Below are 16,151 nucleotides of genomic sequence, written 5' to 3' on the forward strand. Positions count from 1 at the left end.
GGGAAGCGGCTCGGGGATCGCGATCAAGATGCCGTTGACGCCGGGGGCGGCGGACGCCGATGTCGCAGGACGCCCGCTACAACCCGCCAACGCCGGTCTCCACGCCAGCGATCCGAAGCAGAACGGCGAATACCGCTTCGATATCCGTTTGCAGGATATTCCCGGAGACGAAGGATTCCCCTTGATTCATACGCCCTGGCGCATCGTCCAGGGTAAGGAGCACAACCTGGTATTGGAAGGCGAGAGCGACGAGAAGGGACGGTTGGTGCTGGACGACACTCAACAGCGTCAGCTATCGAACGCCTGCGAGCGTGCGCCTGGCGATGTCTGGCTGGTGTATCCGGGGCAACGAATGGGCATCCGTCCGCATCGGGAGCGTGAGGGTTGGGACGCCACGCGCCACGCGCTGGGCGCGCTGGACTTCCATGACACCCTGGGCGGCCAGCGCGCGCCCACCCCGCTCGAACACCAGCGCGGCAAGCTCGACAGTTGCTGCGAAGGCGACCTTTATTCCCACCTACTGGCCAAGGACTGATCCATGTTGCAGAAGAAGCCCTACAACGGCCTCCACGAAAAGGAACTCAACCAGATCAACCAGCAGGATGGCAGCCCCTGCGTAGCCATTTCCGCACCGGGCTGTTTCATCAAGGGGTCCAACCTCTTTTCCGAAAAGCGGGCCGGTAACCGGGTCCGCTTCTTCACCACCGGCCGGGACTACTTCAGCGACCTGGCCAGCGCCCTCGACAGCGCCAGTTCGAGCATCTTCATCACCGGCTGGCAGGTCAACTACGACGTCCTCCTCGACGGCCGCCGCAGCCTCTGGCAGTGCCTGCGCCAGGCGCTGGAGCGCTCGCCCGCGCTGAAGGTCTACGTGATGCCCTGGCTCAGCCCTTCCGGCAGCCTCGGCACCTATGACTTCGAAACCATGCTCGCGGTGTTCCAGCTCAACGCCGGACTCGAGGGCGGCGCGCGCGCCTTCTGTACGCCGGCGATCCAGCAGAGCGACATGCAGGGACTGGGCGTCGCCTTCTCCCACCACCAGAAATCCGTGGTGATCGACAACCGCATCGGCTATGTCGGCGGGATCGACCTTGCCTATGGCCGTCGCGACGACAACGATTTCAGCCTCGACGCCTCCGGGCGCCGGGGCAACGACGCCTATAATCCCGGCCTACCGCATCTTGGCTGGATGGCGGAGGACGAACACGTCAGCTCCATGGGCCTGATGATGGCCACCCTGTTCGACCTTTCCAGGCCGCTCGCCAGCCTGACGCTGCATGCGCCCACCCTTCGCCTGTCGCCCTTCCCGCACATCGCCGCCAGCGACGAACCGCTGCTGAGCATTCCCCTCGCACCCAGCCGCGCCCGCGCCCTCAACGGCGCCGCCTACCTTTCCGACCTGTTCCGCAGCCCGATGCTGCCCTCCCTGCAATGGCTCGGCCGCGCCTACAACAGCTCGAAAGAAGGCCTGGACGAAGGCTTCGAACGGCTCGATGCGCTCAGGCGGCAGATGGTCGCCAGCAGCATCCGCGCCATTGCCAACCTGATCGCCGACAACCTCGACGCCCTGCCCATCGAGCCTGAACTCGAACGCCGCCTGCGCGCCTGGCTGGAGGAACTGCGCACGGCCGCGCTCAACCTGCCGGAAGCCCTGCGGATCAAGAGCCTGCTCCTGATCAACCAGTGGATGAGCGAAACCGAACTGGGCCAGGTCCTGACCCTGATCAGCGGCAAGGGCTTCGAAGATATCCCGCAGAACCTGAGCGGCAAGGCCGGCGAGTTGGCCGGCTCGCTGTTCTGGACACTCCACAGGCTGTTGCAGGCTCGCGCCGGAGGCCACCAGCAACCCTATCGCTACCTGGACGAAGCGCCTCAGCCATTGGCCTCGCCGGACAACGCCCGGCTGGCCGCCGACCAGCCGCGCATGCCCTGGCAGGATGTGCATTGCCGCATCGAAGGGCCGTCGGTGTACGACCTGGCGCGCAACTTCATCGACCGCTGGAACGGCCAGCAGGCCTACCTGGCCAAGACGCCGGCGCTACAGGATACGGCGCTGGTACGCAGCGCCCTGGAAGCCGTGATGAAGTGGCTGAACAGCCTGGCCGCCGCCGCGGGATTGGAGAACTACCTGGACGAGAAGCGCAACCTCCGGCTCGAACTGGACCCACCCACGCCCTGCTGGATCAACGCGCCGGAACAGTTGCCGCAAGAGCCGGAGGTGCGCCGCGGCGGCATGACCGTACAGGTACTGCGCAGCGCCGCGGCGCGCATGCTCGAACAGGAGCAGGCCGGCCGCCTCGGCGCGGGAGTGAACCTGCCCTTGCAGGTCGGCGTCTCCACCGAAGGAGTCCAGAGCAACTGCAAGGACGCCATGCTCCTGGCGATTTCCGGGGCGCAGCAGTTCATCTATATCGAGAACCAGTTCTTCCAGAGCGAGTTCGGCAAGGAAGGCGAAGTTTTCAAGGATCTGCCCCTTTCAGGCCCCATGGCCAGTCTGCGCGACGTTGGCAGCCTGCGACGCGACTTCGTCGTCCGGATACGCTTGGAGGAAGCCCTGGAGCAGCGCGACCTCTGGCTGCTGGACTGGGCCGAAGTGGAGAAGATCGCCCAGGAGCCTGGCACCGAGGCCCGCCAGTTCCTCAAGTCGATGCTCGCCATGTGGGGCGTGAACGCCCAGGGCTGGCTCACCCACAAGCTCGGCGAGGCCCAGCACGGCCTGCTCAACGAGATCGGCGAAGCCCTGGCGCGGCGCATCGAACGGGCCATCCAGCGCGAGCACCCGTTCCACGTCTACCTGGTCCTGCCGGTGCACCCGGAGGGCGCGCTGAACGTGCCGAACATCATGCACCAGGTGCACCTGACCCAGCAGAGCCTGGTGTTCGGCGAACAGAGCCTGGTCAAGCGCATTCAGCGGCAGATGGCGCTCAAGGCCCTGGAAGGCAAGTCCGACCCGGCCCAGGCCCGGGAAATCATCGAGCGCAAGGACGCTCGCGGTCGCCCGGTCTACGAACAGCAGGACTGGAGCCGCTACCTGACCCTGCTCAACCTGCGCACCTGGGCGGTGCTCGGCGGGCGGGTGGTCACCGAACAGATCTACGTGCACAGCAAGCTGCTGATCGCCGACGACCGGGTGGCCATCCTCGGCAGCGCCAATATCAACGACCGCAGCCTGCAAGGCGAGCGCGACTCCGAGCTGGCGGTGATGGTGCGCGACAGCGAGCCGCTGACGGTCAGGCTGGACGGCAAGAACGACGCCATCGTCGGCAAGGCCATCCACCAGTTGCGGGTGAATTTGTGGAAGAAGCATTTTGGCTTGAGCCAGGGGCCAGGCGGTTTCGTCAAGCCGGCCAGCGAGTTGAGTGCTTATCTGTCCATCCCGGCGGCTCAAGAGGCCTGGGAAGCTATACAAACATTAGCCAAGGAGAATACTCGTGCCTATGAACGGACTTTCAATTTTATTCCCCAAAATATCAGCCAGACTCAACTGCAACTGACTCCAGAGCCGCCTAAAGGATTTGAGGACGGATTTCCCGCCTCCATATGGCCCACCTGGGCATACAGAAAACCTGGCGAGTTAAGGGCGGGCGGACAACTGATGGAGCCGATGCCATATCAGGAAATCTTCTGGCGCTCATCTAATCTCACTTCGGTGAAAACCTTCCCACCACCCAACGGGGTTTCCGGTTTCATCACGGCTCTACCAACCAGTTGGACCCGTGGTGAGCGCAATGATTCTGGCTTGAATCTAAGCATCCTGGCACATCAGGACAGCAGATCGCTTCCCACCCAGGTCGCCATGAATGGAGATAGCTCGGCACAAGGAAAGCATCGCACATGAAAAGGGTTTTGATGGGGCTTATCCTATTGAGCAGCTCGAATATAACTTGGGCAGAAGCCCCCTCAAGTAAATACCAGGAGTGTCTGGGTCGAATGACCTTCGAGATACCGGAGGAGATGGAGTGGGCAACTTATGATGCCTCACGAGTCTGGCAGATATCCAAAGGGGGGGGGCATAACTTTACCGCCGAGGTGACCGCCGTAGGTGACAACGGCAGCTATGACTACGACAGTATGATTTTTTACGTTTCCGAAAAGGTTGATAAAAATGAATTCCATAACGCCTCAAACTACATAAAAGGAACAGCAGAAATATACCAAGACCATCTTAGAGAAAACATAAAACTAGATAAGAAAGCAATAAGTACGCTCCAAAAAAACAAGAGCGAAGAGAAAAGTATTGAACGGATAAAAAAAGGAATCGCAGAAATGGAGGCCAAGATTCCTCTCGCCAAGATCTACGAACACGATCTCGGCATCCCCGACTCCCATATCCTTGGCAGCAAGAATATCCCCTTCCATGTCCTGCTCTGGCGCAACCAGCGGGTCTATTACTTCACCTTCTCCAAGCCGACCGAGAACTCCGCCCAGCGCATCAAGGACCTAATCGCCCGTTTCCGCACCCGCGAGCTTTACGAAGTGCCGAACGAACCGGGCATCTGCTTCCCCTACGGCTTTATCGCCGACGACGGCAAGACCGCCTACGAACTGAAGAACAGCCTGCGTTTCACCCGCACGCCCAACGTGATCTTCAGCCTGCTCACCGCCTCGGCCAACGATCCCTGGCAGACCCGTCCCACCAGCGGCCTCTACGACAGCGACTTCCGTCCCGGCTACGACCGGCAGAAATGGAAAAAAAGCGCGCTGCTCGACAGCCTCCACATCGGCAAGCGCCTGGCCGCCTTCGAAGGCTGGCGCCTCGACCCGCACCCCGACTCCGGCGAACGGGAACGCGCCTGGTTCGGCCTGGCCCATACAGGCGGCACCCTCGATCCGCTGGTAGCGATCCAGGTGCAGACCTTCCAGAAAGGCACCGACGACCTCACCGACTACACCCCGCCCCCCGAAGAAGTACTGCCCCGCCTGAAGGCCCTGAGCCAAAGCATCGAGCAGCGGCTGGCGCGCTGAAACCCACATCGCGGGCACTTGCACGAGCCTCCGCCATGGACCATGGGTCCTGGCGGCGCCTGCGACTGACTGGGTTGCCATGCCAAACTGCGAAGGTACGCTAGCCTTGCAGGGCAATCCCACCCGATAATAAGGGATTTCCCCGACGGCCCCGGCCCTGCAACGAATGCTTCGCGTATGACTGAACTCGCCCTGATCCTGGTCAGCGCCATCCTGGTCAACAACTTTGTCCTGGTGCAGTTCCTCGGCCTGTGCCCGTTCATGGGCGTGTCGCGGAAGATCGAGACGGCCATCGGCCTGTCCCTCGCCACCACCTTCGTCCTGACCCTGGCGGCGATGTGCAGCCATATCCTGCAACGCTACGTGCTGCGCCCGCTGGACCTGGAGTACCTGCGCACCATCGGCTTCATCCTGGTGATCGCGGTGGTGGTGCAGTTCACCGAGATGCTGGTGAGGAAGACCAGCCCGCTGCTGTACCGGGTGCTCGGCATCTTCCTGCCGCTGATCACCACCAATTGCATCGTCCTCGGCGTCGCCCTGCTCAACGCCAACAAGGCTGAATACGGCTTCCTCCAGGCCACTACCCAGGGCTTCGGCGCCGGGCTGGGCTTTTCCCTGGTGCTGGTGCTGTTCGCCGCCCTGCGCGAGCGCATCGCCATCGCCGACGTGCCGGCGCCGTTCCGCGGCGCGGCCATCGGCATGATCACCGCCGGCCTGATGTCGCTGGCGTTCATGGGCTTCAGCGGGTTGGTCCGGCCATGAACGGCGTGTTCCTGGCGATCGGCGCGCTGCTGCCGATCTGCCTGGCCGGCGGTGCGCTGCTCGGCTATGCGGCGGTGCGCTTCCGCGTCCAGGGCGACCCGGTCGCCGAGCAGGTCAACGCCCTGTTGCCACAGACCCAGTGCGGCCAGTGTGGCTACCCCGGCTGCAAGCCCTACGCCGAGGCGATCGCCGCCGGCGACAAGATCAACAAGTGCCCGCCGGGCGGCGAAGCGACCATCCGCGCCCTCGCCGACCTGCTCGACCTGGAGCCCGAGCCGCTCGACGCCGCCGAGGAAACCCCGCCGCGGGTAGCCTACATCCGCGAGGCCGAATGCATCGGCTGCACCAAGTGCATCCAGGCCTGCCCGGTGGACGCCATCGTCGGCGCCGCACGGCTGATGCACACGGTGATCGCCGACGAATGCACCGGTTGCGACCTGTGCCTGGAGCCCTGTCCGGTGGACTGCATCGAGATGCGCGAAACCCCAGACGACGTGCGCCACTGGAAATGGCCGCAGCCGTCGCCGCGACTGATCGCCAGCGACCGGGAGCGAGCGGCATGAGCGCCCTGCACGCCTTCCCCGGTGGCCTCTGCCTGCCGGCCAACAAGGAGCGCTCCACCGCCCTGCCGATCCAGCAGGCGCCGCTGGCGCAGCGCTACATCGTGCCGCTCGGCCAGCACATGGGCGCGCCGGCGCGGCCTTGCGTGGAAGTCGGCCAGGCCGTGCTCAAGGGCCAGACCATCGCCCTCCCGGACGGCACCGTCAGCGCCGCGCTGCATGCCCCGACCTCGGGGACCGTGGTGGCGATCGGCGCACACCCCTATCCGCATGCCTCCGGTCTTCCCGCGCCGGCCATCGTCATCGCCAGCGACGGCCTGGAGCGCTGGACCGAGCTGCATCCCTGCCCGGACTTCCGCGCCGAAAGTCCGCTGGCGTTGCTCGAACGCATCCGCGCGGCCGGCATCGGCGGTCTCGGCGGCGCCGGCTTCCCCACCGCCGCCAAGCTCGCCGCGCGCCCGGCGGAAAAGATCCATACGCTGGTGGTGAACGGCGCCGAATGCGAGCCCTACATCAGCGCCGACGACCTGCTCATGCGCGAGCGCGCCACGCAGGTGCTGGGCGGCATCGATATCCTGGTGCAGATCCTGCGCCCCGAAGAGGTGCTGGTCGGCATCGAGGACGACAAGCCGGAAGCCATCGCCGCCCTCGGCGCCGCCCTCGGCGCCGCCCTCGGTGAACGGCCCTATCGCATCGTCGCCCTGCCGACCCGCTATCCCTCGGGCGGCGAGCGCCAGTTGATCCAGTTGCTCACCGGCAGGGAAGTCCCGGCGGACGGCCTGCCGGCGGACATCGGCATCCTGTGCCAGAACGTCGGCACCCTGGCCGCCGTGCACGATGCCGTCGTCCTCGGTCGGCCGCTGATCTCGCGGATCACCACCCTCGCCGGCGGCGCCCTGGAGCGGCCGATGAACGTCGAGGCGTTGATCGGTACGCCGGTACACGAGCTGCTGGCGTTCGCCGGCCTCGCCGAGGGACGCCTGCAACGCGTGCTGATGGGCGGGCCGATGATGGGCTTCGCCCTGCCCGATCTCTCGGTGCCGCTGATCAAGACCTGCAACTGCCTGCTCGCCGGCGATGCCACGGAGCTGCCGGAACCAGTGCCGGCCATGCCCTGTATCCGCTGCGGCGACTGCGCCCGGGTCTGCCCCGTCAGCCTGCTGCCACAACAACTGCATTTCTTCGCCCTGGGCGACGAGCACGAGCAATTGCTCGCCCACAACCTGTTCGATTGCATCGAATGCGGCGCCTGCGCCTACGTCTGCCCGTCGGGCATTCCCCTGGTGCAGTACTACCGCGCGTCCAAGGCGGAAATCCGCGAGCAGCGGCAGAAGCTGCTGAAGGCCGAACAGTCCCGCGAGCGTTTCGAGCAACGCCAGGCTCGCCTGCGCCGCGACGAGGAACGCCGGGCCGCAGAACGCGCCCAACGCGCCGAGAAGGCCGCGCGGGCGCGCGCCGCCCAGGCCGAGCGCGAGGAAGCCGCCCCCGCCACGGCGGTCGACCCGGTGCAGGCGGCGATCGAGCGGGCCAGGGCGCGCAAGCAGGCCGGTAGCGGCAGCGAACGACTGAAACGGCTGAAGATCGAAGCGAGCATGGCGCGGGTGGCCCTGAAGAAGGCCGAGAAACAGTTGCTCAGCCACGACACCCCGGAACAGCACGGCCTGGTCGCGGAACTGCGCGCCGCCGCCGAGGCCGCCGACAAGGCCCTGGCCGATGCCGAAGCCAGCCTGCCGCGCGACCTACCCAGCGCACCGCCTGCCGCGCTCGACGACGAAGCCGAACTGAAGAAGGCCAAGGCCCAGGCCGCCATGGCCCGCGCCCAGCTCAAGCGCTCGGAAAAGGCCTTCGGCGAAGCGCCCGGCGCCGAACAGCGGGCGACCCTCGACGAACTGCGCGCCGAGGTCGAGCGTTGCGAAGCCACCCTGGCCCGCCTCGAGCGTCACGCGCCGAAGCCCGCGGCGCCCCGCGACGACGGCCAGGCGGCGCTGAAGCGGGCGAAAATCGCCCTGGTCGGCAAGCGCGCGGCCTTGAAGAAGGCCGAGCAGGCCGGGGTGATGGACAGCGAGCTGGAACGCCTGCGCGGCGAGCTGCAAGCCGCCGAGCGCGACCTGCATGCCGCCGAGGACGCCTGCGGCAAGCCGGCGCCGGAGCTGGTGCGGATCGACAAGCGCCCGGTCGACCCGCGCACCCGCGAGCTGAAGACCGAGCTGGCCTACGCCCGCGCCGCCCTGAAGAAGCTCGAACGCCTGGCGAACGCCGACCCCGCCGCACTCGCCGCCGCCCGCGCGCGCCTGAACGCCGCCGAGCGCGCCCTGACCGAACACGGTACGGAGTGACCATGGCCCTGCCCCGCCCCACCTCGCCCCACGCCCGCGGCTCCAACCGTACCCCGGCGATCATGCGCCTGGTGCTCGGCGCCTGCGTCCCCGGCCTGCTGACGCTGACCTGGCTGTACGGCCCGGGCACCCTGCTCAACCTGGCCTGGGCCAGCCTCGTCGCGCTGGCCTGCGAAGCCGCCATGCTGGCCCTGCGCAAACGTCCGCCGGGGGTGTTCCTCAAGGACGGCAGCGCGCTGGTCACCGCCCTGTTGCTGGCAGTCGCCCTGCCGCCCTACGCCCCCTGGTGGCTGACCCTGGTGGCGACCTTCTTCGCCCTGGTATTCGGCAAGCACCTGTACGGCGGCCTCGGACAGAACCCGTTCAACCCGGCGATGCTCGGCTACGTCGTGGCGCTGGTCTCGTTTCCCCTGGAAATGACCCGCTGGCCCTCGCCGGACAGCGCCCTCGGCCTGCCCGACAGCCTCCGCGAATTCCTCGGCCTCGCTACCCGGCCGGACGCCTGGGCCCACGCCACCGCCCTCGACGTGCTGAAGACCGACCGCAGCCTGACCGTCGACGAGCTGTTCGCCGGCAACCCGGCCTTCGGCCATCTCGGCGGCGCCGGCAGCGAGTGGGTCAACCTGGCGTTCCTCCTCGGCGGCCTGTTCCTGCTCTGGCGCCGGCTGTTCACCTGGCACGCGCCGCTGGGCATGCTCGCCGGCCTGTTCGCCATGAGCCTGCTGTTCTGGAATGGTTCCGGCTCCGATTCCCATGGCTCGCCACTGTTCCATCTGTTCAGCGGGGCGACCATGCTCGGCGCCTTCTTCATCGTCACCGACCCGGTGTCCGGAGCCACCAGCAATCGCGGGCGGCTGGTCTTCGGCCTCGGCGTCGGCGTCCTCACCTACGTCATCCGCGCCTGGGGCGGCTATCCCGATGGCGTGGCGTTCGCCGTGCTGCTGATGAACCTGGCGGCGCCGACCATCGACTACTACACCCGGCCGCGCACCTACGGCCATCGCAAGGCCGAGCGCGGCTTCAAGGCAGGCGACTGATGGACGCCGCGACTCGCCGTTCGATGCTGCGCAATGCCCTCCTGCTCGGGCTCTTCGCCCTGGTCGGAGTGGGCCTGGTAGCACTGGTGCAGCAATTCACCGAAGCGCGCATCGCCGAAGCCCAGCGCGAGGCGCGCGGCCGCGCCCTGCTGGAACTGCTGCCGCCGGGCAGCTACGACAACCATCCGCTGGACAGCCAGGTGCCAACCTTCGCGCCGAAGCTGCTCGGCCTGGATGCGCCGCGTCCGGCCTATGTCGCCCGCCTGCACGGGCAGGCCAGCGCAGTGATCCTCCAGGCCTGCGCGCCGGATGGCTACAGCGGCGCCATCCGGCTATTGGTCGGGGTCACCGCCCAGGGCCGGCTGCTCGGCGTACGGGTCGTCGCGCACAAGGAAACCCCCGGCCTCGGCGACCGCATCGAACTGGCCAAGAGTCCCTGGGTGCACGGTTTCGACGGCAAGAGCCTGGGCGATCCGGCGGACGCCGGCTGGGCGGTGAAGAAGGACGGCGGTACGTTCGACCAGTTCGCCGGCGCCACCGTCACCCCGCGCGCCGTGGTCCGCGCCGTGCACAAGGCGCTGCGCTACTTCGACGCCAACCGCGAACGCCTGCTCGCCCCCGAAGAGGCTGCCGGACATGAGTGAACAAGATTTCCGCGAGATCGCCCGCAACGGCCTGTGGCGCAACAACCCGGGCCTGGTCCAGTTGCTCGGCCTGTGCCCGCTGCTGGGCACCAGCAACTCGACGGTCAACGCCCTCGGCCTGGGCCTGGCCACCATGCTCGTGCTGGCCTGCTCCAATGCCGCGGTATCGTTGGTGCGCGGCGCGGTGAGCGAGGCGATCCGGCTGCCGGCGTTCGTCATGATCATCGCCGTGCTGACCACCTGCATCGAACTGCTGATGCAGGCCTGGACCTACGAGCTGTACCAGGTCCTCGGCATCTTCATCCCGCTGATCACCACCAACTGCGTGATCCTCGGCCGCGCCGAGGCCTTCGCGGCGAAGAACGGCGTGCTGCGCGCCAGCTTCGACGGACTGCTGATGGGCCTCGGTTTCGCCCTGGTCCTGCTGGTCCTCGGCGGCCTGCGCGAGCTGCTCGGCCAGGGTACCCTGCTGGCCGACATGCACTTGCTGTTCGGCCCGGCGGCGGCGGACTGGAAGATCCAGCCGTTCCCGCAGTACCAGGGCTTCCTGCTGGCGATCCTGCCGCCGGGCGCGTTCATCATGCTCGGCCTGCTGATCGCCCTGAAGAACCGTATCGATGAAAGCCTGGCGGAACGCGCCAAGGCGCAGGCGGGCGACGTACCCGCCACCCAGCGCCAGCGCGTCCGCGTCACCGGAGTGATTGAATGAATGCCGCCAAGCGCGCGGAGATCTTCCGCCGACTGCACGAAGACAACCCCGAGCCAAGGACCGAACTGGCCTACACCACCCCCTTCGAACTGCTCATCGCGGTGATCCTCTCCGCCCAGGCCACCGACGTCGGGGTGAACAAGGCCACCGCCCGCCTCTATCCGGTGGCCAACACCCCCGAGGCGATCCACGCCCTCGGCGTCGAGGGGCTGTCGGAGTACATCAAGACCATCGGCCTCTACAACAGCAAGGCGAAGAACGTCATCGAAACCTGCCGCATCCTCATCGAAAAGCACGGCGGCCAGGTCCCCGACAACCGCGAGGACCTCGAAGCCCTGCCCGGGGTTGGCCGCAAGACCGCCAACGTGGTGCTCAATACCGCCTTCCGGCAACTGGCCATGGCGGTGGACACGCATATCTTCCGCGTCGCCAACCGCACCGGCATAGCACCGGGAAAGAACGTTCTGGAAGTGGAAAAGAAACTGCTGAAGTTCGTGCCGCGCGAGTACCTGCTCGATGCCCACCACTGGCTGATCCTGCATGGCCGCTATGTCTGCAAGGCGCGCAAGCCGCAATGCGGAAGCTGCCGGATCGAGGACCTGTGCGAATACAAGCACAAGACTTCAGACGATTGATCAACTATTCGAAATCCTATCTTTACGATTGAAAAAATCTTTTTTACCAGCCACGGCTTTGTCGCTATAAGGTGCGCCATTACCACCCCATAAGTTGGAGTGAATGTCATGGCAAAAGCCAAAGAAGAACTCGAGATCGACGACGAAGCCGGCGTTGAAGAGGATGACGGCGAGGAAACCAGCGTCGAGGTGGCCAAGACCAACCTGACCAAGCGTCGCATCATCGACAACCTGCTGGAAGAACGCCGCCTGCAGCGCCAGTTGTCGGACTACGACTTCGACCTGTGAGCAGCGCCGTCCACACCGCAAGCAAGCCCCGCAATTGGCGGGGCTTCGTTTTTCCGGCGGCCATGAAAAGCCCGCCGAAGCGGGCCTGAACACCAGTGCGATCGAGCCGAGACCGCCATGCCCAGCCGGCACGCGCCGGGCGGCGGCCACGGCAACCGCTATCCGACGGTTGCCGTCCCGGCCGTCCCGGATAACGCCCTCAGGGTCGCAGTTCGAACAGCGCCGGCAGCGGCGGCCACTCCGAAGGCACCTTGCGGAAGCGACTGAAGCCGGCGGCCTCGGCCATCTGCCGCGCGCGGTCCTCGCCCATGAAGGCGCCGAGGCCCTCGCCGCCGTGGGACAGCGAACAGGTCATGCAATACAGCGTGCTCTGCGGGTACATCACGCGACCGAACAGGTTCATGTTCTCGTGCAGTTCCTGCGACAGGTTGAGTTCCACCATCAGGTAGGTCCCATCGTCGGCGGTCGACTCGCGCAGGTCCTTCATCATCTGCTGCGGGTCGGTCGCGTCGTGGATGACCACGAAGGTCGTGACGAAGTCGAACTTCTTGCCCGCCAGCGCATCGGAATCGCTGACCTCGAAGCGCACCCGGTCGCCGACCCCCGCAGCCTCGGCGTTCGCCCGCGCGCGTTCGATGGACGGCGCGTGGAAGTCACAGCCATAGACCTGGGCTTCGGGGAACGCCTTGGCCATCATGATCGCGGCCAGCCCGCTGCCGCAGCCGAAATCGAGCACGCTGCCACCCGCCTGGAGCTTTTCCTTGACGCCATCCAGCGAAGGGATCCAGTGCTGCACGAGGAAGTGCTTGTACCAGGGCATGGTCATGCGCTCCATGCCTTCCCAGGTTTCCAGCGGGAAGGATTCCTCGGGGCAACCGCCGCCGCAGCGGAAGGCCTCGATGATCTTCGGCGCCATGCTCACGAAGGGCACGCTCAACTGGATGATCCCGCCGGCGAAATAAGGCGAGTCCTCGTCGGCGAGCACCGGGACGAACTCGGCCGGCAACCGATAGCTCCTGCTCTGCGGATCGTAGGCCAGGTAGTTGCCGGTGACCATGCTGCCCAGCCATTCGCGCAGGTAGCGGGTGGTGTAGCCGGTCTGCTGCGCCAGCTCTTCCAGGGTCACCCATTGGCCATGGGCGAGCGCCTTGAACAGCCCCAGGCGGTCGCCGATGTAGAGCATCGCGCCGCGCAGGGTATTGCCGTAGTCCTCCATGATCCGCGCTGAAAACTGCTTGACCTTCGCGGTTTCGATCTCGTTAGCCTTTGTCATTCTTGTTCTCCGTTGATGTGCAGTACCGCCGCCTCTGGCGGCGGGTGATTCAGTGGTGGCTGGCGACCTTGTCCAGCACCTTGTCGACGATGGTCCCGGCCATGCCGAGGTGGGTCCGCGGCTCGAACAGCCTGGCCAGGGTTTCCTTCGGCATGACGGCGCCCACCCGCGGATCCGACTCGAGCGCCTGGCGCATCGGAATCCGCTTGCGCTGGCAGGCCTGGGTGATCTCGAAGATGATTTCGTAAGCGCTGCTCTTGCCCAGTTGCTTGGCCATCTCGAAGACGAACGCCTCGGTACAGATCGCATCGCTGTATGCATTCGCCGTCCGCGCCATGGTCTCGTCGTGGACCGTGAGCCCGTCGATGGTGTCGGTCAGCAGTGACAGCGCCATCAGCGCATAGTGGGAAACGTCCGCCACCGCACACCATTCCAGGCGCGTGCCGCGGTAGTCCCGCTCGTGCTCGAGGATCATGGCGTCCAGCGCGAGCAGGACCTGGGCCTTGGCCAGCCGGGCCAGCACCACGACCTGCTCGCAGCCTTCCGGATTGCGCTTGTGGGGCATGGTGCTGCTACCGATCTGCTGCTGCGTCCAGCCCACCTCCAGCTCGCCGATCTCCCAGCGGTTCAGGGTGCGGATCTCGTCGGCGATCCGCGCCAGGGACGCGGTGACCATGGCCAGGGTGCTGACGAACTCGGTAACCCGGTCGCGGGACACGTGCCAACCCGCCAGCGGCACGTCCAGCGACAGCCGCCGCGCGAAGCTTTCGAGCAGGAGCATGGCCTCGTCGCCGAAGGCGGCCATCGTGCCCACGCCGCCGAACAGTTGCACCACCAGGATCCGCTTGCGCGCCTCGCCCAGGCGTTCGCGGTGACGCAGCAACTCGTCGATCCAGCCGGCCACCTTCAGCCCGAAGGTGGTCGGCAACGCCGGGATCGAGTGGGTCCTGGCGACCATCAGCGCATTGCGGGTCCCGCTCGCCAGCACCGAGAGCCGGTCCAGGAGGATGTCCAGCGCCCGCTCCGTTTCATCCAGCACATCGCGCATTTCCAGGGACTGCGCGGTGTCCTGGATATCCTGCGTGGTCGCGCCGAAATGCACGTACTCGCGCGCGCTGGGGCTGCAGTTCCGTTGCAGCGCACCCAGCAGGGGCATCAGCGAGTGCCCGGTGCTGGCCACGCCGTCGGCGATCTGCTGCAGGTCGACGGCCGAAAGCCTGGCGGCCTTCGCGATCTCCAGCGCGGCCTCGGGCGGGATGACGCCGACATCGGCCTGCGCCAGCGCCAGCGCCGCCTCCACGTCGAGCCAGCGTTGCAGGCGGCAGTGGCTACAGAAGATCCGTCGGCTCACCGGACCGGCGTAGCCGCCGCCATGGGTTTTAGAGTCAACGATGTGACTGTGTTCGTGCTTGCAGGACGACTCGGCCGGTGCGCCGCCGAAGCTCTGCGGATGCGCGGTGCACGAGGAACGGGCAAGCATTTCCAGCGATTCAGCATCCATCACCTATCCTCCATCACGTACTGGGACTGACCGGGATTTCCTTGGGAAGAGGCGGCGCCTTCGGGCCTGTCGCCCGACGCGCCGGTTCGTGGTTTGCCGGCGACCAGGTCGACCATCTCCGCGGCGAGGCCGACGTAGCCGACGGGGTCGAGCAGTTCTTCGAGCGCCTCAGCGCTGAAACAGCCGCGCAACCTTGGCTGCCCGAGCAGCGCCTCGCGGAACGGAACGCCCTGCCGCTGGGAGGCCTGGGTTATCTCATGGAGCAGTTCGTGGGCGGTCTGCTTGCCGAACTGCCCCGCCAGCGCGAGCATCACCCGCTCCGACAGGATCAGCCCACCCAGCAGGTCGAGGTTGGTGCGCATGCGTTCCTCGCGCACCTCGAGCCCCTCGGCCAGCACCGCCTCCATGCGGGTCAGCAAGGCGCCGGCGTAGACGAACAGCTCCGGCAACGCCGCCCACTCGATGCGCCAGGCGGTGCCGTCGCGCTCGTGCAACTGGAACGCGGCATCGGTGAGCGCCACCATCTGCGCCCGCACCAGCCGCGACAGCGCGCTGACCAGGTCGACCGACGACGGGTTCCGCTTGTGCGGCATGGTGCTGCTGCCCACCTGTCCCGGCCGGCTGCCCTCGCGTACCTCATCGATTTCGCTGCGCTGCAGGTGGTAGATCTCGTTCGCCACCCGGCCCAGCGTCACCGACACCTGGACCAGCAACCCGGCAACCTCCAGCACCCGGTCCCGGGCGCTGTGCCAACTGGTCGACGGCGCGCCGAGGCCAAGCCTGGCCAGGGTTCGCCGCTGTAGCTCGAAGCCCTGGGCGCCGAACGACGCCAGGGTTCCCACGGCACCGGTCAGGTTGCCGACCAGGACGCGTTCGCGCGCTTCGTCGAAGCGCGCCAGGTGACGGTCGATTTCATCCACCCAGACGGCGACCTTGTAGCCGAAGGTCGTGGGCAGCGCCTGCTGCCCGTGGGTGCGTGCAACCATCGGCGTGTGCTGGTGGCGCAGGGCAAGCGCCAGCAGATGGCCACGGATCGAGTGCAGGAGCCCGAGCGCATGGCCCCAGGCTTCCTTGACCTGCAGCATCAGCCCGGTGTCGAGGATGTCCTGGGTGGTCACGCCATAGTGCACGTACTCCCCCCAGCTACCCTCGCACGACCTCGCCAGGGCGCGGATGGTAGGCACCAGCAGGTGCCCTGTCTCCAGGCTTTCGCGGCCCAGTTGGGTGAGGTCGAAGCGCTCCACCTGGGCGGCGCGGTCGATCTCCCGCGCCGCCTCGTGGGGGATGATGCCCATCTCGGCCTGGGTCGCCGCCAAGGCTCGCTCGACATCCAGCCACCTCCGCACCTGGTTGGTATCGGAAAAGATCGCGGCGAATGCCGGGGACGAGTAGGCGCCCCCGTGTATACGGGATTCCGTAATGTGACTTGGCATTTTCGAGT

13 protein-coding genes and 1 pseudogene are annotated in these 16,151 nt (G+C 66.4%); 11 read left to right on the plus strand and 3 right to left on the minus strand.

Annotated elements, in window-relative coordinates; all coding sequences use genetic code 11:
* The 11 genes and pseudogenes from HMPREF2914_RS13690 to HMPREF2914_RS13740 all read left to right on the plus strand — a co-directional run.
* Window positions 1–535, plus strand: a pseudogene (locus HMPREF2914_RS13690) (type VI secretion system tip protein VgrG); the annotation flags it as partial.
* A 3-nt stretch (window positions 536–538) separates the two neighbouring features.
* Window positions 539–3,838, plus strand: a complete 3,300-nt coding sequence (pldA, locus tag HMPREF2914_RS13695) for a phospholipase D (protein WP_003092035.1) — start codon at window positions 539–541, stop codon at window positions 3,836–3,838.
* Window positions 3,839–4,266: 428 nt separating this feature from the next.
* A complete protein-coding gene (locus HMPREF2914_RS13700; RefSeq protein ID WP_023981165.1) occupies window positions 4,267–4,965 on the plus strand; it encodes a T6SS immunity protein Tli4 family protein in 699 nt (232 codons plus the stop codon).
* Window positions 4,966–5,142: 177 nt separating this feature from the next.
* On the plus strand, window positions 5,143–5,727 hold the full coding sequence (rsxA, locus tag HMPREF2914_RS13705) for an electron transport complex subunit RsxA (RefSeq protein ID WP_003110000.1): 585 nt from the start codon (window positions 5,143–5,145) through the stop codon (window positions 5,725–5,727).
* Window positions 5,724–6,290: an electron transport complex subunit RsxB gene (rsxB, locus tag HMPREF2914_RS13710; protein WP_003092043.1), complete on the plus strand. Its 567-nt coding sequence runs from the start codon at window positions 5,724–5,726 to the stop codon at window positions 6,288–6,290. The genes rsxA and rsxB overlap by 4 nt, the downstream gene beginning before the upstream one ends.
* Window positions 6,287–8,623, plus strand: a complete 2,337-nt coding sequence (rsxC, locus tag HMPREF2914_RS13715; protein WP_023092606.1) for an electron transport complex subunit RsxC — start codon at window positions 6,287–6,289, stop codon at window positions 8,621–8,623. Before rsxB ends, rsxC begins: the two co-directional genes overlap by 4 nt.
* 2 nt (window positions 8,624–8,625) lie before the next feature.
* Window positions 8,626–9,660: an RnfABCDGE type electron transport complex subunit D gene (locus tag HMPREF2914_RS13720; protein ID WP_023081525.1), complete on the plus strand. Its 1,035-nt coding sequence runs from the start codon at window positions 8,626–8,628 to the stop codon at window positions 9,658–9,660.
* Window positions 9,660–10,304 carry an electron transport complex subunit RsxG gene (rsxG, locus tag HMPREF2914_RS13725; RefSeq protein ID WP_023092605.1) on the plus strand — a complete coding sequence of 215 codons (645 nt, stop codon included), beginning with the start codon at window positions 9,660–9,662 and terminating at the stop codon, window positions 10,302–10,304. Before HMPREF2914_RS13720 ends, rsxG begins: the two co-directional genes overlap by 1 nt.
* On the plus strand, window positions 10,297–11,013 hold the full coding sequence (locus HMPREF2914_RS13730) for an electron transport complex subunit E (protein ID WP_023092604.1): 717 nt from the start codon (window positions 10,297–10,299) through the stop codon (window positions 11,011–11,013). The genes rsxG and HMPREF2914_RS13730 overlap by 8 nt, the downstream gene beginning before the upstream one ends.
* Window positions 11,010–11,648 (plus strand): endonuclease III, encoded by a 639-nt coding sequence (nth, locus tag HMPREF2914_RS13735; RefSeq protein WP_003092050.1) that lies wholly within the window; start codon window positions 11,010–11,012, stop codon window positions 11,646–11,648. Before HMPREF2914_RS13730 ends, nth begins: the two co-directional genes overlap by 4 nt.
* A 108-nt stretch (window positions 11,649–11,756) precedes the next feature.
* Window positions 11,757–11,936: a PA3496 family putative envelope integrity protein gene (locus HMPREF2914_RS13740; RefSeq protein WP_003092052.1), complete on the plus strand. Its 180-nt coding sequence runs from the start codon at window positions 11,757–11,759 to the stop codon at window positions 11,934–11,936.
* Window positions 11,937–12,135: 199 nt separating this feature from the next.
* On the opposite strand, the gene HMPREF2914_RS13745 is transcribed toward HMPREF2914_RS13740, so the two are convergent.
* Genes HMPREF2914_RS13745 through purB form a run of 3 tightly spaced genes read right to left on the minus strand, consistent with a single transcriptional unit; the run spans window position 12,136 to window position 16,143 of the window.
* A complete protein-coding gene (locus tag HMPREF2914_RS13745; RefSeq protein ID WP_003092054.1) occupies window positions 12,136–13,209 on the minus strand; it encodes a class I SAM-dependent methyltransferase in 1,074 nt (357 codons plus the stop codon).
* A 49-nt stretch (window positions 13,210–13,258) separates the two neighbouring features.
* Window positions 13,259–14,710, minus strand: coding sequence for a class-II fumarase/aspartase family protein (locus HMPREF2914_RS13750; RefSeq protein WP_003092055.1), 1,452 nt, complete (start codon window positions 14,708–14,710; stop codon window positions 13,259–13,261).
* The gene (gene purB / locus HMPREF2914_RS13755) at window positions 14,710–16,143 is read right to left on the minus strand and encodes an adenylosuccinate lyase (RefSeq protein ID WP_023092603.1); all 1,434 of its coding nucleotides are present in this window, start codon (window positions 16,141–16,143) and stop codon (window positions 14,710–14,712) included. The genes HMPREF2914_RS13750 and purB overlap by 1 nt, the downstream gene beginning before the upstream one ends.
* Window positions 16,144–16,151 lie beyond the last annotated feature (8 nt).

Source organism: Pseudomonas sp. HMSC067G02 (genome assembly GCF_001813485.1).
Classification (GTDB): domain Bacteria; phylum Pseudomonadota; class Gammaproteobacteria; order Pseudomonadales; family Pseudomonadaceae; genus Pseudomonas; species Pseudomonas aeruginosa.